This is a genomic window from Cryobacterium levicorallinum, from assembly GCF_004402405.1.
In the GTDB taxonomy this organism is placed as follows: domain Bacteria; phylum Actinomycetota; class Actinomycetes; order Actinomycetales; family Microbacteriaceae; genus Cryobacterium; species Cryobacterium levicorallinum.
Genome location: NZ_SOFE01000023.1, coordinates 463,929 through 489,636 on the forward strand (window position 1 = coordinate 463,929; position 25,708 = coordinate 489,636).

16 protein-coding genes are annotated in these 25,708 nt (G+C 64.8%); 4 read left to right on the plus strand and 12 right to left on the minus strand.

Going from position 1 to position 25,708, the window contains the following annotated elements:
• Positions 1-38 precede the first annotated feature (38 nt).
• From rapZ to uvrA, 3 genes are all read right to left on the minus strand, one after another.
• A complete protein-coding gene (gene rapZ / locus E3O11_RS14230; RefSeq protein ID WP_092448545.1) occupies positions 39-914 on the minus strand; it encodes an RNase adapter RapZ in 876 nt (291 codons plus the stop codon).
• A 61-nt stretch (positions 915-975) separates the two neighbouring features.
• Positions 976-2,880 (minus strand): excinuclease ABC subunit UvrC, encoded by a 1,905-nt coding sequence (gene uvrC, locus E3O11_RS14235; RefSeq protein WP_092448544.1) that lies wholly within the window; start codon positions 2,878-2,880, stop codon positions 976-978.
• Between the two features lie 14 nt (positions 2,881-2,894).
• A complete protein-coding gene (gene uvrA, locus E3O11_RS14240) occupies positions 2,895-5,762 on the minus strand; it encodes an excinuclease ABC subunit UvrA (RefSeq protein WP_092448543.1) in 2,868 nt (955 codons plus the stop codon).
• Positions 5,763-5,898: 136 nt separating this feature from the next.
• Here uvrA and E3O11_RS14245 point away from each other — a divergent pair, with 136 nt between their 5' ends.
• The 3 genes from E3O11_RS14245 to E3O11_RS14255 all read left to right on the plus strand — a co-directional run bounded on the left by E3O11_RS14245 (position 5,899) and on the right by E3O11_RS14255 (position 10,072).
• Complete coding sequence (locus E3O11_RS14245; RefSeq protein WP_092448542.1) at positions 5,899-6,507, plus strand: PadR family transcriptional regulator; 609 nt, start codon at positions 5,899-5,901, stop codon at positions 6,505-6,507.
• Entirely contained in the window at positions 6,504-7,232 is a 729-nt protein-coding gene (locus E3O11_RS14250) for an ABC transporter ATP-binding protein (protein ID WP_092448541.1), read from the plus strand. Before E3O11_RS14245 ends, E3O11_RS14250 begins: the two co-directional genes overlap by 4 nt.
• 71 nt (positions 7,233-7,303) lie before the next feature.
• Positions 7,304-10,072: an FtsX-like permease family protein gene (locus E3O11_RS14255; protein ID WP_166787593.1), complete on the plus strand. Its 2,769-nt coding sequence runs from the start codon at positions 7,304-7,306 to the stop codon at positions 10,070-10,072.
• A gap of 122 nt (positions 10,073-10,194) precedes the next feature.
• Here the strand turns inward: E3O11_RS14255 and uvrB are convergent, their stop codons facing one another.
• The 7 genes from uvrB to polA all read right to left on the minus strand — a co-directional run bounded on the left by uvrB (position 10,195) and on the right by polA (position 20,797).
• Positions 10,195-12,258: an excinuclease ABC subunit UvrB gene (uvrB, locus tag E3O11_RS14260; protein WP_092448539.1), complete on the minus strand. Its 2,064-nt coding sequence runs from the start codon at positions 12,256-12,258 to the stop codon at positions 10,195-10,197.
• A gap of 29 nt (positions 12,259-12,287) precedes the next feature.
• A complete protein-coding gene (gene coaE / locus E3O11_RS14265) occupies positions 12,288-12,953 on the minus strand; it encodes a dephospho-CoA kinase (RefSeq protein ID WP_092448538.1) in 666 nt (221 codons plus the stop codon).
• Positions 12,865-13,311 carry a nuclear transport factor 2 family protein gene (locus tag E3O11_RS18830; RefSeq protein WP_092448537.1) on the minus strand — a complete coding sequence of 149 codons (447 nt, stop codon included), beginning with the start codon at positions 13,309-13,311 and terminating at the stop codon, positions 12,865-12,867. Before E3O11_RS18830 ends, coaE begins: the two co-directional genes overlap by 89 nt.
• An 18-nt stretch (positions 13,312-13,329) precedes the next feature.
• Positions 13,330-14,343, minus strand: coding sequence for a response regulator (locus E3O11_RS14275; protein WP_092448536.1), 1,014 nt, complete (start codon positions 14,341-14,343; stop codon positions 13,330-13,332).
• A gap of 299 nt (positions 14,344-14,642) precedes the next feature.
• Positions 14,643-16,097 (minus strand): 30S ribosomal protein S1, encoded by a 1,455-nt coding sequence (rpsA, locus tag E3O11_RS14280; RefSeq protein ID WP_092448535.1) that lies wholly within the window; start codon positions 16,095-16,097, stop codon positions 14,643-14,645.
• Positions 16,098-16,303: 206 nt separating this feature from the next.
• Positions 16,304-17,980, minus strand: a complete 1,677-nt coding sequence (locus E3O11_RS14285; RefSeq protein WP_092448534.1) for a DUF885 domain-containing protein — start codon at positions 17,978-17,980, stop codon at positions 16,304-16,306.
• A 144-nt stretch (positions 17,981-18,124) separates the two neighbouring features.
• A complete protein-coding gene (gene polA, locus E3O11_RS14290; RefSeq protein WP_092448533.1) occupies positions 18,125-20,797 on the minus strand; it encodes a DNA polymerase I in 2,673 nt (890 codons plus the stop codon).
• 53 nt (positions 20,798-20,850) lie between these two features.
• Here polA and E3O11_RS14295 point away from each other — a divergent pair, with 53 nt between their 5' ends.
• Positions 20,851-21,276 carry a hotdog fold thioesterase gene (locus E3O11_RS14295; RefSeq protein WP_092448532.1) on the plus strand — a complete coding sequence of 142 codons (426 nt, stop codon included), beginning with the start codon at positions 20,851-20,853 and terminating at the stop codon, positions 21,274-21,276.
• Here E3O11_RS14295 and E3O11_RS14300 read toward each other — a convergent pair.
• Together E3O11_RS14300 and E3O11_RS14305 are read right to left on the minus strand one after the other, a co-directional pair.
• Positions 21,273-24,965, minus strand: coding sequence for an AAA domain-containing protein (locus E3O11_RS14300; RefSeq protein WP_092448720.1), 3,693 nt, complete (start codon positions 24,963-24,965; stop codon positions 21,273-21,275). The genes E3O11_RS14295 and E3O11_RS14300 overlap by 4 nt on opposite strands.
• 136 nt (positions 24,966-25,101) lie before the next feature.
• On the minus strand, positions 25,102-25,707 hold the full coding sequence (locus tag E3O11_RS14305; RefSeq protein ID WP_035879545.1) for an ANTAR domain-containing response regulator: 606 nt from the start codon (positions 25,705-25,707) through the stop codon (positions 25,102-25,104).
• Position 25,708 lies beyond the last annotated feature (1 nt).

Consider the following 25,708-nt stretch of genomic DNA (forward strand, 5'->3'; position numbering starts at 1 on the left):
GAGTGCGGTGGAGCAGCGGATGCTGCGCCCGGTCTCGCTTATTCGCGTCCGAGGTCGCGGTGCTTGATATTAACCACGACTCCGGGAAGTTTTTCGAGTCGAGACGCCAGTTCCCGGGCCATGGCGACGGAGCGATGTTTGCCCCCGGTGCAGCCGATACCGATCGTGGCATGGCGTTTGTTTTCCCGCTGGTACCCGGCCAAAACCGGTGCCAGGGCGGCCGCATAGTGGTCGATAAATTCGAGGGCACCATTTTGGGCAAGTACAAAGTCTCTCACTTCCGGATCGACACCGGTGTGTGCCCGCAGCTCTGGGATCCAAAACGGGTTCGGCAGGAAGCGGGCATCGGCCACCAGATCGACATCCGTCGGCAGGCCGTACTTGAAGCCAAAGCTCATAATGGTGAGCTGCACGCCGGCCGATCCGGCTGCGGCGAATCGCTCAGTGATGGCCGTCGCCAGCTGGTGCACATTGAGGTCTGAGGTGTCGATGACCAGGTCGCTCGACTCCCGCACGGTCAGCAAGCGAGACCGCTCCGCCGCGATGCCATCGAGCAGGGTGCCATCACCCTGCAGAGGGTGCGGCCGACGTACCGATTCGAAGCGGCGCACGAGCGCGTCATCCCGCGCTTCGAGGAAGATCACCTGAACCTGCGTGTTACTTCGCAATTGCTGCACGGTTTCGAGAAAGTCACCGAACAGATCGCGGCCGCGAATGTCGACCACGGCGGCGATCTTGGGCAGGTTGGTACCGGCACGTTCGACCAGATCGACCAGGGGCCGCAGCATTTGCGGGGGCAGATTATCGACGACGTACCAGTCGAGATCCTCCAGCGCATTGCCGACGGTCGAACGACCCGCCCCGGACATTCCCGTGACGATCAGCACTTCCTGCTTGTCGGGATCCGTAGTCATACGTTCAAAGCGCCTTAATGAAAAGTTGTGGGACTATCCAGCCTACCCAGCGGTGGGCGGTTCACGCGCGCAAATGGGCATGGATCGCCTCGGCCAGCACCGGGCCGATGCCGCGAACATCTGCTATTTCCTGCACGGATGCGACCTTGAGCCGGGCCACCGAACCGAAATGCTGCAGCAGCACCTTGACCCGGGCGGGGCCAAGCCCGGCGATCTCCCCCAAGATCGAGGCTACGTCCTTCTTACGTCGGATGCGCTGATGAGTGATGGCAAACCGGTGAGCTTCGTCGCGGATGCGCTGAATCAGGAACAGCGCGTCGCTGTTGCGCGGCAGAATCACCGGGTAGTCGGAGTCGGGCAGCCAGATTTCTTCGAGCCGCTTGGCGATGCCACACAGTTGAATTCCGGTCACGCCCGATTCAGCGAGTGCCCGTTTGGCTGCGGCGACCTGCGGCTGGCCGCCGTCGACGATGAGCAGGTTGGGCCGGTACTTGAATTTGGCTCGCTTCTGCTCGACCTGGGCGATGTCGCTCTGACCGGCGACTGCGATCGGAGGGGGATCTGCGGCATCCGCTGCCCCGGATTCGGGTTTCAGGTAGGCCAGCCGGCGCGTGAGAATCTGGTAGATCGAGTCGGTGTCGTCGGTGGACACTGGAATGTTGAAGCGGCGGTATTCGTCTTTGCGGGGTAACCCGTCTTCGAAGACAACCATCGATGCGACGATGTTGGTGCCGCTGAGGTGGGACACGTCGTAGCATTCCATCCGCAGCGGCGCGGCCGGCATCTCCAGGGCTTCCTGAATGTCTTCGAGCGCCTTCGACCGTGCGACGAAATCGGAGCTACGCCGGGTTTTGTAGAGCATGAGGGCCTGTTTGGCGTTGTTGGTGGCCGTGACGAGGAGGGCGGCCTTCTCGCCGCGCTGCGCAGCCACCAGCCGTACCTTGCGCCCGGCCAGATCGGCTAGCCAGGTCTCGAGGGCTTCCGCATCGTCGGGCAGTTCGGGCAGTACGATTTCGCGCGGCGGCTTCGACTCGTTGTTGTAGGCCGTCTGCATCATGGAGTCGATGAGCTCGCTCCTGGTCACGTCGAGCTCCTTGTCGACCATCCAACCGCGCACACCGCGGATGCGACCGCCCCGCACGATGAACAGCTGCACGGCGGCGGCCAGCTCGTCCTGCTCGATGGCGAACAGGTCGATGTCGACGTTGTCCCGCAGCACGACGGCGCTCTTCTCGAGTACGGCGTTGAGCGCCCGCACCTGGTCGCGCCGTTTGCCGGCGATTTCGTACTGCTGCGCCGCTGCTGCGTCTTTCATCTCCTGGGTGAGCTCGTTGATGAGTTTCTTGTCGTGACTCCTCATGAAGCTAACGAACTCATTGACGATCTTGCGGTGATCCTCCATCGAGACCAGGCCGGAGCAGGGGCCGAAGCAGCGCCCGATCTGCCCGGCGAAACACGGCTTGCCGCTCTGCATGGCCCGTTTGTAGTTGGCGTTGTTGCAGGTGCGGATGGGGAAGGCCTTGAGCATGAGCTCGATGGTTTCGTGCACGGCCCACACCTTGGGGTAGGGCCCGAAGTAGCGGGCGCCCTTGATATTCTCGGTGCGGGTGACGAGCGCGCGCGGCGCCTCATCGCCCAGGGTGACGGCGAGGTAGGGGTAGGACTTGTCGTCCTTGAACTGCACGTTGAACGGCGGATCGAACTCGTTGATCCACATCCACTCAAGCTGCAGGGCTTCAACCTCGGTGCCGACGACCGTCCACTCGACCCCGGTCGCGGTGGTGACCATGCGGCGGGTACGTTCGTGCAGGCTGTACAGCGGCGCGAAGTAGTTGCTCAGCCGGGCCCGCAGGTTCTTGGCCTTGCCGACATAGAGGATGCGCCCGGTCGCATCGCGAAACCGGTAGACCCCGGGGGTCGTGGGAATCTCGCCCGTTTTCGGGCGATAGCTCAGGGCATCAGACATGGCCTCGCGGCCGCCTAGCCGGCAGCCAGGATCTCCTTCAGGAAGGAACCGGTGAAGCTCTTCTTGACCGTGGCGAGGTGCTCAGGGGTGCCGGTCGCGAGTACCTTGCCACCGCCGGAACCACCCTCTGGGCCGAGGTCGATCACCCAGTCGGCGCACTTGATGACGTCGAGGTTGTGCTCGATCACGATGACGGTGTTGCCCTTGTCGACAAGGCTGTTGAGCACGAGCAGCAGTTTGCGCACGTCTTCGAAGTGCAGGCCCGTGGTCGGCTCGTCGAGCACGTATACACTGCGACCGTTGGACCGGCGCTGCAGCTCGGTGGCGAGTTTCACCCGCTGGGCCTCGCCGCCGGAGAGGGTGGTGGCGCTCTGGCCGAGGCGCACATAGCCCAGTCCGACCTCGACCAGCGTTTTGAGAAAACGGTGGATCGACGAGATCGGCTCGAAGAAATCGGCCGCCTCGCTGATCGGCATGTCGAGTACCTCGGCGATGTTCTTGCCCTTGTAGTGCACGGTGAGGGTGTCGCGGTTGTACCGGTCTCCCCCGCACACCTCGCAGGCCACGTACACGTCGGGCAGAAAGTTCATCTCGATCTTGATGGTGCCGTCACCCGAGCAGGCTTCACAGCGGCCGCCCTTGACGTTGAAGCTGAAGCGACCGGGCAGGTATCCGCGGGTCTTCGATTCGATGGTCTCGGAGAACAGGGTGCGGATCTTATCGAACACGCCGGTGTAGGTGGCCGGGTTGGAGCGCGGGGTTCGGCCAATGGGTGCCTGGTCAACGTGGATGACCTTGTCGAGCTGCTCGAGACCGGTGACCCTGGTGTGCTTGCCGGGCAGCTTGCGGGCGCCGTTCAGCCGATTGGCGAGCACACGGTAGAGGATGTCGTTGACCAGCGATGACTTGCCAGATCCGCTGACCCCGGTTACGGCGGTGAAGGTGCCGAGCGGGAACGTCACCGAGACCTTTTGCAGGTTGTTGGCCTCGGCACCGGTGACGCCGATGAGTCGCTCCGGGTCGATCGGGCGGCGGGTCGTCGGGGTGGCGATGGACTTGCGCCCGGCCAGGTAGTCGCCGGTGAGCGACTTCGTGTTGGCGAGCAGCCCCTCGTAGGAGCCGGAGTGCACGACGTGTCCGCCGTTGACCCCGGCGCCGGGGCCGATGTCGACGATCCAGTCAGCGGTTTTGATGGTGTCTTCGTCATGTTCGACCACGATGAGCGTGTTGCCGAGGTCGCGCAGGGTGACCAGCGTCTCGATCAGGCGACGGTTGTCGCGCTGGTGCAGGCCGATGCTGGGTTCGTCGAGCACGTAGAGCACCCCGGTGAGCCCGGAACCAATTTGAGTGGCCAAGCGGATGCGTTGTGCCTCACCGCCGGACAGGGTCGCCGCGGCCCGCGCCAAGTTGAGGTAGTTGAGCCCGACCCGAATGAGAAAATCGAGGCGCGCGCGAATCTCGCGCAGAACCTGGGCGGCGATGGCGGCCTCGCGGTCGGTGAGCGTGAGCTGGTCCATGAACTCGCGGGCGTCGCTCAAACTGAGCGCGCAGACATCCGCAATGCTCGCGTCGTGCACGAGCACGGCGAGCACCTCGGGCTTGAGCCTCGTGCCCTTGCAGACGTGGCAGTCGACCTCGCGCAGGTATTCCGACCAGCGCTGCCGCTGGGTGTCGCTCTCGGCCTGCAGGTACTGGCGTTCGATGTAGGGCACGACACCCTCGAAGCCGGAGGTGTAGCTCATTTCACGCCCGTAGCGGTTCTTCCATTTGACCCGCACCTCGAAGTTATCGCCGCGCATGACGGCGTTCTGCACCTCGCTGGTCAGGTCACCCCAGGGGGTGTCGAGCGAGAAATCGAGGTCGCGGGCGAGACCGTCGAGGAGCTTCTCGTAGTACTGGAACAGGCCCTTGCCCTGGGTGGTCCAGGGCAGTACAACACCCTCGGCGATACTCAGGTCCGGGTCGCCGAGCAGCAGGTCTTCGTCGACGGACATGCGGGTGCCGAGGCCGGAGCACTCCGGACAGGCGCCGAACGGGGCGTTGAACGAGAACGTGCGCGGTTCGATTTCGGTCAGCTGCACCGGGTGGTTGTTCGGGCAGGAGAGCTTCTCGGAGTAGTTTTGCCAGGCCTTGTCGCCTTCCTCGTCGAGAAAGTTGATCTGCACGAGGCCATCGGTTAGCTTGAGCGCCGTTTCGAGCGAGTCGGTGAGGCGACTGAGCAGTTCGGGGCCGGCGACCAGACGGTCGACAACAACGGAAATGTCGTGCTTCTGCTGCTTCTTGAGCGTGGGCGGTTCGCTCAGCTGAATCTGGGTGCCGTCGACGATCGCGCGGGAGTAACCGCCACCGGCGAGCTCTTGGAAGAGGTCGACAAACTCGCCCTTCTTCTGCGAAATGACCGGGCTGACCACCTGGTAGCGGATACCCGCCTTCAGTTCCATGAGCTGGTCGGCGATCTGCTGCACGGTCTGCGACTGGATAATCTCGCCACAGATCGCGCAGTGCGGCACACCGATACGGGCCCAGAGCAGGCGCATGTAGTCGTAGATCTCGGTGATCGTGCCGACCGTGGACCGCGGGTTGCGGTTGGTGGACTTCTGGTCGATCGAAACCGCGGGGCTCAAACCCTCGATGAAGTCCACGTCGGGGCGGTCAACCTGCCCGAGAAACTGCCGAGCGTAGGCCGAGAGTGACTCCACGTAGCGGCGCTGGCCCTCGGCAAAGATGGTGTCGAAGGCGAGCGACGACTTTCCCGAACCGGAGAGACCGGTGAAGACCACGAGCGCATCGCGCGGAATCTCCAGATCTACGTTGTGAAGGTTGTGTACGCGGGCTCCGCGCACACTGAGTTTGGGACCTGTTTCTACCTTGGTAATCGACACTCATTGAGTCTATGCAACGCCGCTGACAGTGCCTGACAGCAAGCATCGCCGAGAGCGAACACCGGCACATCCCAATATTGTTTCAGAGTATGTATATACTCGGTGACTAATAGCCGTTTGAATTGCCGGAGGTCGTATGTCTGTTCGCCAGAGTCTGCTCGCCATCCTGAACCAGGGGCCGTGCTACGGCTACCAGTTGCGGGCCGAATTCGACCGGCGCACCGGGTCGACCTGGCCGCTCAACGTCGGCCAGATCTACAACACCCTCGACCGGCTGGAGCGCGACGGTCTGGTGCAGAAGGCCGATATCGACGCCGACGGTCAGAATTACGTCGAGATAACGGATGCCGGACGGGCGGAGGTCGCCGACTGGCTCGGCTCCCCCGTGGTGCGCACAATGGCCACCCGTGACGAGCTCGCCATCAAGCTCGCGATCGCCGTAACGCTGCCCGGCGTCGACATCGCCCAGGTGATTCAGGTCCAGCGCACCGCCACCATGCGCACCCTGCAGGAACTGACCCGCACCAAGAACGCGACCGCCGACCCGGAATCATCCGAGCAGCTGGCCTGGCTGCTCGTGATCGACTCGCTCATCTTCGCCGCCGAGGCGGAAGCGCGCTGGCTCGACCACTCGGAGCACCGGCTGGCCAGAGCCCGCGCGGCCGGCCTGGCCGCTCCGCTGCCGCTCAACACCGAGGTGCCCAAGCGCGGTCGCCCGGCCAAGACTGCGGCGGCCAACGCATGACCGGCTCCGACATTCTCTTGCAGCTCGACGGAATCTCGATGCAGTACGGCCGCGGCGAGACCGCGATCACCGCGCTTGCGGGAGTCGACCTGTCGGTGCGCCGCGGCGAACTCGTGGCCGTGATGGGGGCATCCGGTTCGGGAAAATCGACCCTTCTAACGGTGGCCGGCGGACTCACCCCACCGACGGCCGGGGAGGTCGTCGTCGAAGGGCACTGGCTGAGCCAGCTCTCGGCCCGCGAACTCGCGACCCTGCGCCGGCGCAGCCTCGGATTCGTGTTTCAGGATTTCAACCTGATTCCCTCGCTGACCGCGCTCGAAAACGTGAGCCTGCCACTCGAACTCGACGGGTGGACGTCAAAGAAAGCGCACCGTCCAGCCCTCGATGCGCTCAATATCGTCGAGCTCGGTGACCGGGCCCAGCATTTCCCCTCTGATTTGTCGGGCGGCCAGCAGCAGCGGGTGGCGATCGCCCGCGCCGTCGTCGGCGGCCGGTCGTTGATTCTCGCCGATGAACCCACCGGCGCCCTCGATAGCACGACCGGCGAGCTTGTGTTGCGGATGCTCCGCTCGCGAGTCGATGCCGGTGCCGGCGGCATTCTGGTCACCCATGATGCCCGCCACGCGGCCTGGGCCGACCGGATCGTCTTTCTGCGCGACGGGCGGATTGTGGACGAGTCGCGGGCATCCGCTGTGTCGAGCCTGCTGAGCGGGCTGCCGGCATGAGCGTTGAGCCGAGCTCGCTTGCGGGCGGGCGCTCGGGTAGTACCCGAATCGCGTTTCGGATCGCCCGGCGAATGGCCCTGCAATCCCGCGGCCGCAGCGCGCTGATCGCGCTGCTCGTGGCGATTCCCGTGCTCGGACTGGTAGGAATCACCACGGTGGACGCGAGCAACACTGCCTCTCCCGCCGAACGGGTCGTGCTCGAACTCGGCTCGACAGAGGCGCGGGTGATGATCGTCGCGTCGCCCGACCCGAAGTTCACCCAGGACCCGCTCAACGACCGCCATTGGGGGCCGAGCGACGAGGCATTCAATGGCGAAGCCGCGCAGTCAATCGAGCCGGAGCCCGTCACCGCCGCCTCGCTGTTCCCAGCCGGAACCCGTTTGTTGTCCATCCGGCAGGCCAACGTCGTCGCCGAAACGAAGGACGGACTCGGCTCCTTCACGGCGGTGCAGGGACAGCCGTGGGATGCGTCCTTCGCCGGAAAATGGGATGTCACAAGCGGTTCCGCACCCGCGAACGACGGCGAGATCATGGTAACCGCCGCCACGCTCGACCGCTTGGGGGCAACTGTCGGGTCGACGGCCGCGATCACCGCCCCCGAGCCCGGCGAGTTCACCATCGTCGGCACGATCCGAAGCGCCTGGCTCGACGACGCGGCGACCTCGTTCTACGGTCTCCCCGGCGCCTTCGACGGGGTCCTGCCCGATGATTCCGACCTGCTGACCGAGTGGTATCTGCCCGACACCCCGCTGACCTGGAGCCAGATCGGCGACCTCAACCCGCGCGGGGCGACCGTGCTCTCGCGCACCGTGTTGCTCGACCCGCCGCCGGTGAACAGCTATCCCCTGGACGGCACCGTCTCCTTGAGCTTTTTTGATTCATTCCTCATTCTGCTCGGCGGCTTCGCCCTGTTCGAGGTGGCCCTGCTCGCCGGCGCCGCGTTCACCGTCGGCGCCCGAACCCAGCAGCGCACCCTGGCAACCCTGGCCAGCGTCGGCGGCGACAAACGGATGCTGTTTCGCGTTATGTCCTTCGGCGGCGTCATCCTCGGCGCCCTCGGGGCGGCCGTAGGAACGGTGCTCGGCCTGGCCGGAGCGTGGATCTTCATGCAGATTTCGGCGAACGGCAGCGCGGCGCGGTATCCGGGGTTTCACCTCGATCTGCTGTCGCTGCTGATCATCGCGGCCTTCGCCGTTCTCGCCGGCTGGTGCGCTGCCGCGGTGCCGGCCCGGGCAGCCGGGCGGATCGACGTTCTGGGAGCGCTCCGCGGTGCCCTACGTCCGCCGCGTCCGACGCCGCGGCGCCCAGCGGCCGGGATCATCCTGCTGGCCCTCGGTGCGATCGTCGCTGTGAGCGGCGGACTGCTCGAGCTCGCCGCGTACTTCCCCGTCTATCAGGCGTGGCTGGCCAATTTCGGAATCGGCCTCATCATCGCAGGACCGGTGATCATGCAGCTCGGAGCGGTGTTTCTCGCTCCGCTGATTCTGCGCTGGGCCGCCGGGCTCGCCTCATGGTTCGGCCCCGGAGCCAGACTGGCGACCCGGGACGTGGCTCGGAATCCCGGGCGCAGCGTGCCGGCCCTCGCTGCCATCATGAGCTGCGTTTTCGTCGCCGCCTTCGCGATGAGCCTCATCTCGACCTTCCAGGTGAACTCGAGCAAGGACTACTACTATTCCGTTCCCGAGGACACGGCCTGGGTAAGCCTGAACGCCTACGTCGACGAACCGCCGTACGGGACGATGCTGCTGGAGAGCGGACCAGAGGTTCGTAACGCCTTGGACGGGGCCTTCCCCGACTCCCGGGCGCGCCTGCTCAGCAGCGTCGCGAATCCGCCCTCATGGGTCAAGACCCCGGCCGACGGCGAGACCGCAACCGGCAGCACAGCCCCCGTTTTCGCGTACCCGCGCCTCGATCCGGGCACGGTGTGCCCGAGCGACGCGACTCGGTCGGAGGTCGGTCATCAGGAAGATCGCACCGACATTCGCTGCCCGACGCCGTACTACCTCGATCCGATGATGTCGAGCATCAGCGAACACATCTGGGTGGGCGACATAGCAGATTTCGCTGCCATTCTCGGCGTGCCGGTGTCAGACCAGTCCCGGGCCACGCTCACCGCCGGCGGTGCGGTGAGCACCTACCAGCAGTACGTGGTCGATGACACGATCCACCTCGACTGGATGGCCACCCTCGACGCGACCGTGGCACCGGCCCGCAGCGTGGCGCTGGCCGGGAGCGTACAGTCGCCGGAGCATCCGCTGCCCTATGCGATCTTCATGCTCACGGAGACGGCCGATTCCCTGGAGCTGGACCATCGACCAACCATGGTCGTCAGCAGCCTCAATGCGGCTCCGACTCAGGCGCAGCAAGACCAGGTGCAGGGGGCCGTCACCGCCGTCGAACCAGGTCTGTTCGTGCAGGTCGAGCCAGGGCCACAGGCCTTCGGCGCATCGTGGACCTGGGCGCTGCTCGCCCTCACCGCGATCATCGCATTGGTCACGGCGTCGATCACCATCGGGCTCGCCCGCGCTGACGGGCACCGGGACAACGCGGTGCTCACCTCGCTCGGGGCGTCTCCACGGGTGCGCCGGGCGTTCGGGTTCTGGCAGGCGGTGGTGATCGTCGGCCTCGGCAGCGTCATCGGGGTACTGCTCGGACTCGTACCCTCGCTCGCCCTATCGCTGACCCGCGATACCGCTGGGCAGTCTCTGCTGCCGTTCACGCCGCCATGGCTCCAGCTGGCCCTCATCGTGGTGGCGCTGCCGGCGCTCGTTGCGGTCGGCGGTGCCCTCACGGCCGGCGGCAACCGCACCCGGTTCAGCAATCGGGCCGCGTTCGACTGAGTCGGACGGGGGCATCCGCTCTGGCGGCACTCGTTTGGGAAGTTGGCACGTGTTTGAACTAGTGCCGGCTTCTCAAACACGTGCCGCGATCCGCAACGGGACCCATGACGGCCCGGGCACGGCTACTGCAGGTGGCCGGCCTTCTCCATCTGGCGCAACTCGCGCTTGAGCTCGGAGAGCTCATCGCGCAGGCGGGCGGCGAGCTCGAACTTCAGCTCGCCAGCAGCCTCGAGCATCTGCGAATTGAGGTCGGCGATGATCGACTCGAGGTCGTTGGCACCGTTCGCTGCCAGGCCGACCCGGCGGTTGGGCGTCGACGACTTACGGCGGGCATCGCGACCGGCCAGAAGTTCGGCGGTGTCGGCCTCTTCGCGGGCGAGGGCCTCGGTGATGTCGCCGATGCGTTTGCGCAGCGGGGTCGGATCGATGCCGTGCAGCGTGTTGTAGGCGACCTGCTTCTCGCGGCGGCGGTCGGTCTCGTCGATCGCTTTCTCCATCGAGGCGGTGAGCCGGTCGGCGTACATGTGTACCTCGCCGGACACGTTGCGGGCGGCGCGCCCGATGGTCTGGATGAGCGACGTGGCCGAGCGCAGGAAGCCCTCCTTGTCGGCGTCGAGGATGGCGACAAGGGATACCTCGGGCAGGTCGAGGCCCTCACGCAGCAGGTTGATGCCGACGAGTACGTCGTAGATTCCGGCGCGCAGTTCGGTGAGCAGCTCCACCCGGCGCAGGGTGTCGACGTCCGAGTGCAGGTAGCGCACCCGTACCCCCGCCTCGGTGAGAAAGTCGGTGAGGTTCTCGGCCATCTTCTTGGTGAGCGTCGTGACCAGCACGCGTTCGTTGCGTTCAGAACGCTTCTTGATCTCTTCGAGCAGGTCGTCGATCTGGCCCTTGCTCGGCTTGACGATGATTTGCGGGTCGATCAGACCGGTCGGGCGGATGATCTGCTCGACGATGCCATCCGCTATGCCCATCTCGTATTTACCCGGCGTGGCCGACAGATACACGGTCTGGCCGACTCGGTTCTTGAACTCGTTGAACTTGAGCGGTCGGTTGTCGAGCGCGCTCGGCAGCCGAAAGCCGTGGTCGACGAGGGTGCGCTTGCGCGAGGAATCGCCCTCATACATGGCGCCGATCTGCGGCACGGTCACGTGCGACTCGTCGATGACCATGAGAAAATCATCGGGAAAATAGTCGAGCAGGCAGTGCGGGGCCTCCCCCGGTTCGCGGGCGTCGATGTGCCGGGAGTAGTTCTCAATACCCGAGCAGAAGCCGATCTGCTCCATCATCTCGAGATCGAAGGTCGTGCGCATGCGCAGCCGCTGGGCTTCGAGCAGTTTGCCCTCGCGCTCGAGCACCTCGAGGCGGTCGGCCAGTTCGATTTCAATGGTGCCGATCGCCCGGCGCATGACGTCGTCGCTCGCGACATAGTGCGAGCCGGGAAAGACCGAGACCGCGTCGAGTGTCTTGACGATGTCACCGGTGAGCGGATGCAGGCTGTGCAGCGCCTCGATCTCGTCGCCGAACATCTCGATGCGAATCGCAAGCTCTTCGTACATGGGGATGATCTCGATGGTGTCGCCGCGAACCCGAAAGTTGCCGCGAGAGAAGTCGACATCGTTGCGCTTGTACTGCATGGCGACGAATTTGCGCACCAACCAGTCGCGACTGACCTTCTGCCCCACCTGCAGGGCGATCATGGCCTGCATGTAGCCTTCCGGCGTGCCCAGACCGTAGATGCACGACACCGTCGACACCACGATGACGTCGCGGCGGCTCAGCAGCGAGTTCGTGGTGGAGTGCCGCAGCCGTTCGACCTCTTCGTTGATTGAGGAGTCCTTCTCGATGAAGGTGTCGGTCTGGGGTACGTAGGCTTCCGGCTGGTAGTAGTCGTAGTAGGAGACGAAGTATTCGACCGCATTGTTGGGCATGAGGTCGCGGAATTCGTTCACCAGCTGGGCGGCCAGCGTCTTATTGTGGGCCAGAACGAGCGTCGGACGTTGCACCTGCTCGATCAGCCAGGCGGTCGTCGCCGACTTGCCGGTTCCCGTGGCACCGAGCAGTACGATGTCTGTTTCGCCAGCGTTGATGCGGGCCGTCAGGTCGGCGATCGCGGACGGCTGATCGCCACTCGGCGTGTACTCACTGACCACTTCAAACGGGTTCACAGAGCGCGTTGGTTCCATACCTTCATTCTACAAAGGCGGTCTGACAGTCAGTCTTGCGCAGCAGAAGACGGCAAGCGGATGCCGTCGGTCACAGCGATCTTGCCGGCTTCAGCCGCGAGAACCCGCTCCCAGAGCGCGTCGACCGGCGCTAGTGTCGCGGCGATGGACCCGGTGTTGTTGATCACAACGTCAGCGATGGCGAGGCGCTCCTCGTCAGTGGCCTGGGCTCCAATCCGCTGAGTAGCTTCCGCCTCGGTCAACCCGCGGAGGTCGATCATGCGCCGAATTCGGGTTGCGGCATCGGCGTGCACGACCACGACGAGATCGAAGGTCACTAGGCCGCCGGCGACAGCCTCAGCCAAAAGCGGAACGTCATAAACCACGATGGCATGCGGATCGGCGGCGTCCGCGGCTGCAATCCGGTCGCGGGTGAGCTGGCGCACCGCCGGGTGGGTGATCGCATTCAATCGTTCGCGTCGCTCCGGATCAGCGAAGATGATGGCACCGAGCGCCGGCCGATTGAGACTGCCATCCGGCAGCACCACACTATCGCCGAACTCCGCTTGGATCGCGGCGAGGCCGACAGTGCCGGGTGCGACGACCTCGCGGGCCAACTGGTCGGCGTCAATGCCCACAGCTCCGAGCTCCGCCAACCGTTTCGCCACTGTGCTCTTGCCCGAGGCGATACCGCCGGTCAGCCCAATCACATACATCCCGCCAGACTATCTGCTGGCTCGGCTTGCACCGCGCGCAAGCGCCAAGCGAATGCGCCGACTCCTCGCGGGGCCCGCGTCGAAGTTTCGGTCTGGGTCCACTCGGATACCCGAAATCATCACCGCAGACCCAGCGTTGGTCGCTCCCGTAGTGCACGTTCGGGATTCCCTCGAATCGTTTTGCCAGGCTGGCCCGAACCTCGTCCTTGCCCACGTACTGGTCGCCACGGGGCGGAGTTCCCCGCGGCATGGAGACGACGCAGTCGTTTGCGAAATAGCCCATGATGGCGTCGAGGTCGTAGTCATTGCAGGCCTCCAGGAATCCCCCAATCACTTCGCATGTTAATTCCTCCCCCATGCGCGTCACCGTATCCGCTTATTCGAGGGCGCGCTTGATCTCAGCGAGTAACGCCTCACGGTTGAGGTCTGGTTTGTTCATGGCGACGACGGGTTGTCCTGGATCGCTGTCGATGGTGTCTTCTTCCTCGTTGGTGATCGCCGCATCGCCGGTCTCAGCAGATTTGACGCAGTAGGTGGGTTCCTCCACATCCGAAGTCGCCTGCTCGATGGTTTCCCGGTCTTCGTCAACGACAAGAATGCGGCGGGGATAGGAACGATTGAGGCGCAACCCCAGCAGGGCAAGAGAATTCTGCAGTTCCGCTCGCTGGAGCGGTTTTTCCAGCACGGCCGCTGCGCCACGACTCAGCGCCACACTCATGTCCGCATCGCCGGCGATGACCACGACCGGAATTGATGCAAATTTTGGCGAATCATGCAGCTGCAGCAAAAAATTCCACCCGTCTATGCCCGGCAATTTCACGTCGAGGGTGATGAGGCTGAGCGGAATTTTGCGGGCGAGAACGAGCGCCTCCTCGCCGGTGGATGCTACAACCACCGCGAAACCTTCGGCTTCGAGGAAAAGACGGACGAGCTTCGCCGACTTGTGGTCGTCCTCGACCACCAGAGCAGTGGACGTTGCCCCTGACTCAGCCACTTCGGTAACGCCGTCGCGGAGGCCCGGGAAAAAGAATATGGAGTCGTGGTCAGCCGTGGCGATCACTTCGGGCAGGGAGCCTTCCCCGAGTGCAGTATCGTTCTCGTCCCCGGGTATCAAAGATTGCTGCGGTCCGGAGCCGGAAGATGCTCTGACCACGGCGCTGGGGTTGGGCGCTAACGCCGTATCGGCAAGCGGATCGCCGTCGGTGGTCGTTCGGCCAGCACGGCGCGGCACGCCGTTGACTGACGGTGACACAGCTCCGTCGAACGGTGTGCCCGCGTCGTCAGTCGAGCTCCGCCATTCAGAATTGTTCTCGACCCGGTTGTCGGTGTCAGTAACGGGACGAAAACTATGCATGAAACTCTCCGATGGGGCTGTGAAACCGTTGCGCACTGTGCCATTCCACCCAGAAGCCGATTGCACATGGGGGATAGCCGCATCCGCTCGACAATTTTGTGAATACCGGGACGCAACCAAATAGAGGAAATTTCCTCACTACTAGGTATACCACGAACCACGACGTATCTAATGACGGCTGCTTAGTGACGGCGGATACCTCTGTGCGCGCGGTCCGTCGGCATCCGCTTTCGTCGCCCCGGTTAAACACGTCGGGCCGCATCCCGAAAGATGCGGCCCGACGTGCGCAGTCACACTGCGTAGCTGTGAAACAGCGCTGTGGTTAAGCTGTGGTGCTAGTTGCCGCCGGAGAGCTTCTCGCGGAGAGCCGCGAGTGCTTCGTCGTCGGCGAGCGTGCCGGCGCCAGCCGACTCGCTCGAGAAGGCAGAGCCGGCCGGTGCGACGTCGCTGGGGGCAGCGATCTCGTCGTTCGCGGTCGAAACCTGCTTCTTGTGGGCTTCCCAGCGAGCCTGAGCTGCAGCGTAGTCCTGCTCCCACTTTTCGCGCTGCTCGTCAAAGCCTTCGCGCCACTCGTTGGTCTCGGAGTCGAAGCCCTCGGGGTACTTGTACTGGCCCTTGTCGTCGTACTCGGTGAGCATTCCGTAGAGCGCCGGGTCGAACTCGGTGCCGTCGGGGTCGACGCCATCGTTGGCCTGCTTGAGGCTCAACGAGATGCGGCGACGCTCGAGGTCAATGTCGATGACCTTGACGAAGACCTCGTCGCCGACCGAGACAACCTGCTCGGCGAGCTCGACGTGCTTGCCGGAGAGCTCGCTGATGTGCACGAGGCCCTCGATGCCTTCTGCGACGCGAACGAACGCGCCGAACGGAACAAGCTTGGTGACCTTACCCGGTGCAACCTGGCCGATGGCGTGGGTGCGGGCGAAGACCTGCCACGGGTCTTCCTGCGTAGCCTTGAGCGACAGCGAGACGCGCTCGCGCTCGAGGTCAACTTCGAGGATCTCGACGGTGACTTCCTGGCCAACTTCAACGACCTCGCTGGCGTGCTCAATGTGCTTCCAGCTGAGCTCGGAAACGTGAACCAGACCATCGACGCCGCCGAGGTCGACGAACGCGCCGAAGTTGACGATCGAGGAGACGACGCCCTTGCGGACCTGTCCCTTCTGGAGGTTGTTGAGGAACGTGGTGCGGCTTTCGCTCTGCGTCTGCTCGAGCAGGGCGCGACGCGACAGCACAACGTTGTTGCGGTTCTTGTCGAGTTCAAGGATCTTCGCTTCGATTTCCTGGCCCAGGTACGGGGTCAGGTCGCGAACGCGACGAAGTTCGATGAGCGATGCCGGCAGGAAGCCGCGCAGGCCGATGTCGACGATGAGTCCACCCTTGACTACCTCGATGACCGAACCGGTGACAACACCGTCGGACTCCTTGATCTTCTCAACGTCGCCCCATGCACGCTCGTACTGAGCGCGCTTCTTGGAGAGGATGAGGCGGCCTTCTTTGTCTTCTTTCTGAAGAACGAGGGCCTCGACCAGGTCGCCGACCTTGACAACCTCAGAGGGGTCAACGTCGTGCTTGATGGAAAGTTCGCGAGAGGGGATGACACCCTCAGTCTTGTACCCAACGTCGAGGAGAACCTCGTCGCGGTCGATCTTCACTACGGTGCCCTCGATGAGGTCTCCGTCGTTGAAGAATTTCAGAGTCTTTTCGACCGCGGCAAGAAAGTCTTCAGCAGATCCAATGTCGTTGATGGCGACCTGCTTGGGTGCCCGTTCGGTCGTTGCGATTGTCATGTAGTAGTTGCTCCAGGATGGACATAGTCGGGCCAGACGCGAAAAATAATTCAGGTGTTTTTGGATGCTCCGCGGTACAGAAAGACCGTGGAACGCTCCGCGCATGGCAGCGGATAGGCGTCACAAATGTGACACTCCATACTAGCTACCCGACTCCCCCGCGGGCAACTCGACCAGCCCGCCGGTCGCCGACACAAGCGGATGCCCTACTTCAGCAGCGTAGAACGCAGCGTGTCCAGCCCGACGCCGCCGAGGTCGAGGGCGGCGCGGTGAAACTCCTTGATCGAGAAGGCGGCGCCCTGGCGCTGCTGTGCAGCGTCGCGCAGCTGCTCCCAGATGCGCTGGCCGACCTTGTAGGAGGGGGCCTGGCCCGGCCAGCCCAAGTAGCGGTTGACCTCGAATTTGACGAAGCTCTCGTTCATGTTGACGTTCTGGCCGAGAAATTCGAAGGCGTAGTCAGCGGTCCAGGGGCCGGAGCCGTCGGGCAGTTGTTTGCCCAGGTGCACCCCGATATCGAGCACCACGCGAGCTGCGCGCATCCGCTGCCCGTCGAGCATGCCGAGACGGTCGGCCGGGTCGTCGAGGTAGCCGAGTTGTTCCATCAGGCGTTCGGCGTAGAGGGCCCAGCCCTCGGCGTGGCCCGAGGTGCCGGCCAGCTGGCGGCGCCAGGTGTTGAGCTTGGCTCGGTTATAAACGGCCTGCCCGATCTGCAGGTGATGGCCGGGCACGCCCTCGTGGTACACGGTCGTCAGTTCACGCCAGGTGTCGAATTCGGTGACGCCGACCGGAACGGACCACCACATGCGGCCGGGCCGGGAGAAGTCGTCGGTCGGGCCGGTGTAGTAAATGCCGCCCTCCTGGGTGGGGGCGATCATGCACTCGATGGTTTTGATCTCGTCGGGAATGTCGAACTGGGTCTCAGCCAGGTCGGCGACGGCTTTGTCACTGGTTTTCTGCATCCACTCCTGCAGCGCATGGGTGCCGTGCAGTTTGCGGCTCGGGTCGGTGTCGAGGTAGGCGATGGCTTCGAGCACGCTGGCACCGGGCTTGATCTGGTCGGCGACCTTCTCTTGCTCTTCAACCATGCGGGCGAGTTCTTCGATGCCCCACTCGTAGGTCTCATCCAGATCGATGGTGGCGCCGAGAAAGCGGCGGGAGGCGAGGGCGTACAGGTCACGGCCGATCGCGTCGTTTTCGGTGGCCTTACCCTCGAGCTCGTCGCGGAAGAAGGTGGCGAGCTTGTCGTACGCGGTCGCCGATTGGCGGGCACCGAGGCCGAGATCCTTGGCCAGGGAGGCGGGTAGGGTTCCGGTGTCGAGCGAGCCATTCGCGGTGAATTCGGCGAAGAACCCGTCGTTGGAAGCGTGGCGCTGGGCCTGGGCGAATACCTCCCGCACCTGGCGGCGCGCCGGTGTCACACCGCGTTCGATGCCGCGGCGCAGGGTCTCGATGTAGCCGTCGATGGCTGCCGGCAGGTTGCCGAGACGGCTGGAGATGTTGGCCCAGTCCTCGACGGTTTTCGTGGGCATGAGGTCGAAGATTTCGCGGATCTCCTGCGCGGGCGAGGCGATGACGTTGAGGTCGCGGAGCTGCAGCTGCGCGTCGGAGCTTTCAACGGTGAGCGACAGTTCGCTGCGCAGGTCGGTCTGCGTGACTTCGTCGACGCTGTCCACCGGTCGGGCGGCATCCAACTGCGCGATCGTCGTCTTCGCCGCGTCGAGGAACCGTTCATGACCGACCGGGGAGTAGTCGCCGTAGCGACCGTCTCCCTCTGTACGGCCGATGTAGGTACCCACGGTGGGGTCGAGGTCGACGAGGGTGTCCACCCACTCTTCGGCGATCTGGTCGATGGCCGTGGGAGTGCGCTGGATGTCGTTTGTCATGCATTGAGCCTAGAACACGGCGGTTCGTTGCGAACCCCCCAATTGGGGAAATTGGCCGGTCAACGCGACAGAGTGAGTCGCTCGGAAACCGGGCGGGGAAGGACGCCGTGGGCCCCCTCAGCCCTTCAACCGCGCTCAGTTGGACTAGTGAGCGGCGGCGTCCCAGTTGGCGCCGCGACCGACCTGCACGGTCAGCGGAACGAGCAGGTCGGCAGCGGACTCCATGTTGTGGGTGACGACCTGGCGAAGGGCGTCCCACTCCCCCGGGGCAACATCGAAAATCAATTCGTCGTGCACCTGCAGCAACATGCGGGACTCCATCGAGGCATCCATCAGATCGGCGGCGATACCATTCATGGCGATCTTCATAATGTCGGCCGCCGAGCCCTGGATCGGTGCGTTCAGTGCCGCTCGTTCGGCGTTGTCGCGCAGTACCCGTTTCGGGCTGGCCAGGTCGGGGAACGGCCGCCGCCGCCCGAAGATGGTCTCGGTGTAACCGTCGACCTTGGCCTGCTCGACGACGTTGCGCAGGTAGTCGCGCACCGAACCGAACCGCTCGAAATAGTCGGTCATGAGCTGCTTGGCCTCTTTGGTGTCGATGCGAAGCTGCTTGGACAGTCCGAACGCGCTGAGGCCGTAGGCGAGCCCGTAGCTCATGGCCTTGACTTTGCTGCGCATTTCGCCGGAGACGTCGGCGGGATCGACACCGAAAATGCGGGAACCGACGAACCGGTGCAGGTCTTCGCCGGCGTTGAACGCTTCGATCAGGCCGGCGTCTTCGGAAAGGTGCGCCATGATGCGCATTTCGATCTGGGAGTAGTCGGCGGTGAGCAGGCTCTCGCTGTCGGCGCCGGCCTGGAAGGCCACGCGAATGCGCCGGCCTTCCTCGGTGCGCACCGGGATGTTCTGCAGGTTCGGGTCGTTCGAGGAGATGCGGCCGGTGGTGGTGCCGATCTGCACGTAGGTGGTGTGGATGCGGCCGGTCGTGTCGATGGCCTTGTCGAGGGTTTCCACGATCTGGCGCAGCTTGGTGGCGTCGCGGTGTTTGAGCAGCAGGTCGAGGAACGGATGCGGGTTGCTGGCCTGCAGGTCAGCGAGAGCGCCGGCATCCGTTGAAAAACCGGTCTTGTTGGCGCGGGTCTTGGGCATCTCGAGCTGGGTGAACAGCACGTCCTGCAGTTGCTTGGGTGAACCGAGGTTCACCTCACGGCCGATCTCCGCGTAGGCGGCGGCGGCGAGGCTGGCCGTACTCGCACCGAGCTCGGCGGACAGTTCGGCGAGCTGCTCGTGCGAGACGCTGACGCCGGCCAGTTCCATGTCGGCCAGGGCCAGCAGGGTCGGCAGTTCGATCTCGAGCAGCAATTTGAGCGAGCCGGGGTCGAGGACTTTCTCCACGGCGGCAAACAGGCGCAGGGTGTACCAGGCCTGGGCGGGAGCGCCGACCTGCTGGGTCTCGTCGGGAACGAGCTGGTTGGGGTCGGCGATGGGCATGGTCTCGTCGAGGTAGCGCGACACGAGGTCTGCCAGGGTTTTGTCGGGGCCGCCGGGGCGGAAGAGCCAGGCGCCGACCAGGGTGTCGAAGGCGAGGCCGGCGAAGGGCAGCCCGCTGCGACGCAGCGCTTTCACTTGATGTTTGGCGTCGTTCATGATCTTCGGAGCTGCGCTCGCGAGCCACGCTTCGAGCGGGGCGTAGTCCTTACGGCCGGGCTGCCAGGGCAGGTTGATGGTTTCGGTCGGGCTGGCCAGCCCGAAACCGATTGCCTTGCCGTTTTGCACCTCCACCGTGAGGCCAAGGCCCGCCGGGTGAGTCACGGTGGCCCGGTCAAGCCAGGATTGCAGCTCTTCGTCGAGCAGATCCTGCGCGACGGGCGCCTGCACGGCGGGGACCTCCACAATGACGGTAACGGATGCTTCAACCGCCGGGTCCTCGCCGGCCAGCTTGAGCACCCGGTCGAGCAGGGTTTTGAATTCGAGGCGGGTAAAGATGTCCCGCACCGCGTCGGTGTCCATGGCGCCGCGTTCGAGCGCGGCGACGGCCATCGGCAGCTCCAGGTCGGTGACCAGGCGGTTGAGTCGGCGGTTGCGAATCGCGTTCTCCTTCTGCTCGCGCAGGTTGTTGCCAACGACCCCCTTGATCTCGTCGGCGTGTTCCAGGATGCCATCGAGGCTGCCGTACAGACCGAGCCACTTCACGGCGGTCTTTTCGCCGACCTTGCTGATGCCGATCAGGTTGTCGCTGGTTTCGCCGACGAGCGCGGCCACGTCGGGGTACTGCTCCGGTTCGATGCCGTAGCGTTCGCGCACCCGAGCCGGGTCGTAGCGGGTGAGGGCCGACACGCCCTGGCTGGCCGGGTAGAGCAGGGTGACGGTCTCGTTGACCAGCTGGATGGCATCGCGGTCGCCGGAAACGACGAGCACGTTGTAGCCGGCTGCGCTGCCTTCGACCGAAAGGGTCGCGAGGATATCGTCGGCCTCGAAGTCTTCCTTGGTGATGGTGGTGATGTTCATCGCGGCGAGGGCTTCCTGCAGCAACGGAATCTGGCCGAGGAATTCCGGCGGCGTCGCATTGCGGGTGCCCTTGTATTCGGGGTATTCCCGGGTGCGAAAGGAAGCACGGGAGATATCGAAGGCGACCGCGAGGTGGGTCGGCTTCTCATTGCGCAGCAGGCTGAGCAGCATCGACAGAAAGCCGTGGATGGCGTTCGTATGCTGCCCGGCGTGGGTCTGGAAGCTGTCCACTGGCAGGGCGAAGAACGCCCGGAATGCCAGGGAATGGCCATCGATGATCATCAGGGTAGGCTTTTCGGAGTCCAACACTCCCCCAGCCTACAAGTGTCTTCCCGCGTGGGTTCCCCCGACCAAAGGTGATCATGTTCAATACGACTGACGATGCACTCGCCTGGGTTCAGCAGCGCGGTGGCGGAGACCTCGCCGACAAGATGGGGCTGGAGTTCACCGAGTTCACGATTGACCGGGCAGTGGCACGGATGCCCGTGGCTGGCAACACGCAACCGGCCATGCTCATGCACGGCGGCGCCTACGTCGTGCTCGGCGAGTCCCTCGGCTCAATGGCCGCAAATCTGCACGCCGGACCGGGCAAGCTCGCCGTAGGCATTGAGATCAACGCCTCGCACAACCGTTCGGCGACGTCGGGCTACGTGACCGGGGTCTGCACGCCGATTCACCTCGGCCGTACGCTCACCACGCACGAGATCGTGGTCACCGATGACGCCGGTCGACGCTGCTCGACGATTCGCATCACTAATATCATCAAGGACCTGCCGCCGCACGCCTAGTTGGCTGCGTAGCCGGGCTTCTCTGCGGGGTCTGACTTCTCTGCGCGGTCTGACTTCTCTGCGCGGTCTGACTTCTCTGCAGGGTCTGACTTCTCTGCAGGGTCAGGCTCCACCAGGCTGATGAACGCGCTGAGTTCGGTGACACCGGCCGGTGTCACCGGCAGATACTCGGTCAACGCCGGCGAATAGACCAGGTACGCGGCCCATTTCGCGCGTGAGATGGCGACGTTCAGTCGGTTCTTCATGATCAGGAACGACAGGCCGCGCGGCACATCCTCGGCCGAACTGGCCGCAAGCGTAACGATCGCGACGGCGGCCTCCTGGCCCTGGAATTTGTCGACGGTGCCAACCCGCACGCCCGGGTAACCTGCAGCGTCGAGGGACTGCCGCACCAGGGTGAGCTGGGCGTTGTACGGCGTGACGACGATCACGTCGGCTTCGGTCAGCGAGTCATTCCGCCGGTCGGCACTCGGGTCGGTCCACAGCCGGCCGAGCGTGGTCTGCACGAGGTCTACCACGACATGAGCTTCTTCGGGTGAGCAGATGGCGTTGCCGGTGTGCACGACGGGCACCGCGTGCACACCGGGCGCAATGCCGGCGAGCGACCGGGTCGAGGTGACCGGGTTGGCGCGCAACAGGCCGCCATAGGACAGCCGGGAAACGGGAGCGGTCACCGCCGGATGCATGCGGCGACTTTCGGCGAGAAAATAGCCCCGGTCGGCGGGCAGCACGTCGTGGCCGGTGGCGACCCAGCCGAGCGCGGACTGGTCGATTGGCTCGGGATGGGTGCCCTGACTGACCTGCGGTAGTTGCTGCGGGTCGCCCAGCAGCAGCAGATTCTGGGCGCCCACGCTCGACGCGATCGTCGGAGCGAGTGAGAACTGCCCGGCTTCGTCGACGACGAGCAGGTCCAGACTATGGCGCGGAACGCGCGCGGGATTGCTGAAGTCCCAGGCGGTGCCGCCGATCACGAATCCGGTCGCGGCATGGTCGAGCGCGAAGAGCAGCTGGCCATCCTTCGGCAGTACAGTGAAGGCGGCATCGGCCGGGTCGGCCCCGGTCTTCGCCACCTTGCCAACGAGGTCCGGATCGAGCTCCGCCGAAACGACAGCGCAAAGAAGATTCTCGACGACCGCATGGGATTGCGCGACGACACCGATCTTCCAACCGTGCTGCTGCACGAGCGCGGTCATGACGTGGGCACCGAGATAGGTTTTGCCGGTCCCGGGCGGCCCTTGGATCGCGAGGTAGGAGTGGTCGAGGTCGAGCAGCGTCGCAATGACGGCGTCGATCGTGGTGCCAGCGGCCGCGACGGCCGTCAGCTGCCCCGTGCGGGTACGCGGCGGAGTGCGGCGCAGAATGTCGACCATCGGGTCGCTCGGCCAGCGCGGCTGGGCGTCGACGATGGCAGCGGCCCATTCATCGATGGCGGGCTTCTGCTGCATCGGCCGCGGCGGGGCAGCCGGAGCGAGGGCGCTCGGCCGGTGATCGTATCGAGCAACGTCTTTGAGGAGCGTCTCTTCGACCAGGATGCCACCGTCGTCGCTGACTTCGAGCACTTTCACAACGCGGTGGGTGCGCGCGCCGTCGGAGGTATCCGGGTTGGGGAACGGCCCCGGGTAGTCGTAGAGCACATAGGGCCCGGCCTGGTCGCCGGGCTTGATGCTGCTGCCCGGAGCGAGCCGCCCACGCAGCCAGAGGTGGCGGCGGTCGACGCGCTGCTGGCCCTCACGAAACCAGTCGCGTTCCACGGCAACGTGTTCGACGACGAGCACATCGCGGGTGTCCTGCCATTCGTCGATCGGGTACTCGAGCCGAAAATAGTGCCCCCACCAGAAACTCTTCTGCTCGCGCCGGTGGTAGTCGATCGCTGCGGCGGCAAAGGCGGCCGCGGTCTGGTCTACGCTGCGCGGGGTGTGGCTGATCGGGGCCGCGAGGGCGAGCAGGGCGTCCCGCACCGGCGACGGCTCTACCGTGTCGGCATCCGCTTCGAGTGGCGTGCCAGCAGTGCGGATGCCGGCCCCGCGTGCCAGCGCGCGCAGCCAGTCGCGCAGGCGCAGCGTTGACACGCAGTCGTAGCGGTTGTAGTCGGCGATGGAGTCGAGCATGCGCTGCGCTTCGGCCCGATCTCCGTGCTCGTGCAGGTCGCGGGCTGCGGCGTATTCGGTTATGGAATCGGACGCATTGGTGACCTCGCCACCGCGCAACTCGGCCCCCATGTAGAGGGGTTCGAGCTTCTTGATCGAGTAGGAACGCGACCCCACGCGCATCGTCTTGCGAACCAGCGGGTACAGGTCGACCAGCACGTTCTCACGCAACAGCTGGTCGATCTGGTCTTCGCCGACGCCGTGCCGAGCGGCCAGGCTGAGTAGGTGAGTGCGCTCGTACGCGGCGTAGTGGTAGACGTGCATGCCCGGAAACCGCGCTCGGCGATCGGCGAGGTAAGCCAGAAAGTCGGTGAGCGCCACGCGCTCCTCGGCCCAGCTGTGTGCCCAGAAGGCATGAAAGGTTTCATCGGTGTCGACCAGTCCGAACAGGTAGTCGAGGCCCCACTGCGTGCTGGTGCCCGCGGTCGCGCTGCCTTCCGTCACGGCTCCCTCCGTCACGGCTCCCTCCGTCACGGCTCCCTCCGACGCGGCTCCCTCCGACGCGGCTCCCTCCGACGCGTCTCCCTCAGACGCGTCTCCCTCAGAGTAGAGCGGGTCACCCTCGAAGTCGAAGAAGATGTCGCCGGGGTTCGGTTCGGGCAGCACCATCAGTGCACCCGCGTTGTACAGGTCAACCGGCGGGGCAGTGCCCGCCACCGCCTGCAGCTGCAGCCGCGCCTGCGTGCGCAGGGCGGTGAGCGTCGACTCGGCCATTCCGTCGGTACTGCCGGTCGATGCCGCGAGGTCGTCAATGGTGCGGATGCCGCCGGCCGCCAGCCGGGCACGCTGCGAAAGCCGCAGCCCGGCAACCAGCAGCGGATCGCGCTGCTCCTGCACCTCGGTCTCACAGCTGGCACAACGCCCGCAGACGGTGTACCGCGGGTCTCCCCAGGCGACGGCGACGGTGTCGGCGAGACGCTCGGCAATGATCTGCACCAGGCGCTGCCGGCGTTTGCGATAGACCGGCCGAATGTCGGCGAGCCGGTGCACGCTCACGGAACCGTCGCCGAGCAGCAGTTCGACCCGACGAGCCGTGGCAACTCCGAAGCGCTCCAGTTGCTCGGCGTAGGCGGCGAGCTGCAGCAGCGCTGTAACCCGGGCATGCCGGGCGAGTTTGGTGTCCTGCAGCAGCCAGCAACCGTCGCTCTGGCGCACGATGAAGTCGGCGAACCCGAGGAAGGCGATATCTGCGGTGGGCGAGCCGAAGTCGGGGTCAAAGAACGTGGCCTGAAAGACGACTTCAGCGCCAGTGCTGAAAGCGAGCCGCGTGTCGTCGGCGGCTGTCCCGAGGGCGCGGCGGTCCATCCGCTCTGGACGGGCAATTTCGACCACAGATTGGCCGAGCCGGTACCGCTCAAGTACCCGTTGTTCGTGCTCGTCACCGAGCCGGGACGTGCGTTCGAGCATGGCGTCGACCGGGTCGGGCACGACGTCGATGCGGCCGAGCCGCGCGTCGATGCGGCGCAGGAAGGCAAATTCGCAAACGGATGCAGCACTCAGGTCACTTGCACTCGTCACCACGCTGCCGTCCAGTAAAAACATGCGCCCACCCTTGCTTTTTTCGAGCGTATCGGACACCACCGACATACAGTCCGAACCGCCAGCCGGCCACCCGCCCCGGCCACAACGCACAACGGCCCGGCAGAATCTGCCGGGCCGTTCTATCTGATGAGTGCCGCTACTTCTTGGCGCTGAGCTGCTCGATGATCGCCTGCGACACGTCGTGCATGGTGAGACGACGGTCCATCGAGGCTTTCTGAATCCAGCGGAAGGCCTCCGGCTCGGTCAAGCCCATCTTCTCGTTCAGCAGGCCCTTGGCCCGGTCGACGAGCTTACGGGTCTCGAACCGTTCGACCAGGTCGGCGACCTCGGCCTCAAGGGTGATGATCTGGCTGTAGCGCGAGAGGGCGATCTCGATGGCCGGCAGCAGGTCGTTGGGGGTGAACGGCTTGACGACGTAAGCGAGGGCGCCGGCTTCCGTGGCGCGCTCCACCAGTTCCTTCTGGCTGAATGCGGTCAGCAGAACCACCGGAGCGATGTGCTCCTTGGAGAGGCGTTCAGCCGCGCTGATGCCGTCGAGCTGGGGCATCTTGACGTCCATGATGACCAGGTCGGGGCGGAGCTCCCGCGCCAAGGCGACCGCAGTTTCTCCGTCACCGGCTTCGCCGACGACTTCAAAGCCGTTGTCGCGCAGAATCTCGACGATGTCGAGGCGAATGAGGGATTCATCCTCAGCGACGACAACGCGGCGCGGAGGGGTGGGGGTGCTGTCTTGGTCGGTCACG

Excerpts from the sequence above, each read along its gene's own strand:
- E3O11_RS14250 (WP_092448541.1), top strand. The coding sequence starts at position 6,504 with ATGACCGGCTCCGACATTCTCTTGCAGCTCGACGGAATCTCGATGCAG.
- E3O11_RS14285 (WP_092448534.1), bottom strand. The coding sequence starts at position 17,980 with ATGACAAACGACATCCAGCGCACTCCCACGGCCATCGACCAGATCGCC.
- E3O11_RS14295 (WP_092448532.1), top strand. The coding sequence starts at position 20,851 with ATGTTCAATACGACTGACGATGCACTCGCCTGGGTTCAGCAGCGCGGT.
- rapZ (WP_092448545.1), bottom strand. The coding sequence starts at position 914 with ATGACTACGGATCCCGACAAGCAGGAAGTGCTGATCGTCACGGGAATG.
- E3O11_RS14300 (WP_092448720.1), bottom strand. The coding sequence starts at position 24,965 with ATGTTTTTACTGGACGGCAGCGTGGTGACGAGTGCAAGTGACCTGAGT.
- uvrC (WP_092448544.1), bottom strand. The coding sequence starts at position 2,880 with ATGTCTGATGCCCTGAGCTATCGCCCGAAAACGGGCGAGATTCCCACG.
- coaE (WP_092448538.1), bottom strand. The coding sequence starts at position 12,953 with ATGTATGTGATTGGGCTGACCGGCGGTATCGCCTCGGGCAAGAGCACA.
- E3O11_RS18830 (WP_092448537.1), bottom strand. The coding sequence starts at position 13,311 with ATGGGGGAGGAATTAACATGCGAAGTGATTGGGGGATTCCTGGAGGCC.
- uvrB (WP_092448539.1), bottom strand. The coding sequence starts at position 12,258 with ATGGAACCAACGCGCTCTGTGAACCCGTTTGAAGTGGTCAGTGAGTAC.
- E3O11_RS14245 (WP_092448542.1), top strand. The coding sequence starts at position 5,899 with ATGTCTGTTCGCCAGAGTCTGCTCGCCATCCTGAACCAGGGGCCGTGC.
- E3O11_RS14255 (WP_166787593.1), top strand. The coding sequence starts at position 7,304 with ATGGCCCTGCAATCCCGCGGCCGCAGCGCGCTGATCGCGCTGCTCGTG.
- rpsA (WP_092448535.1), bottom strand. The coding sequence starts at position 16,097 with ATGACAATCGCAACGACCGAACGGGCACCCAAGCAGGTCGCCATCAAC.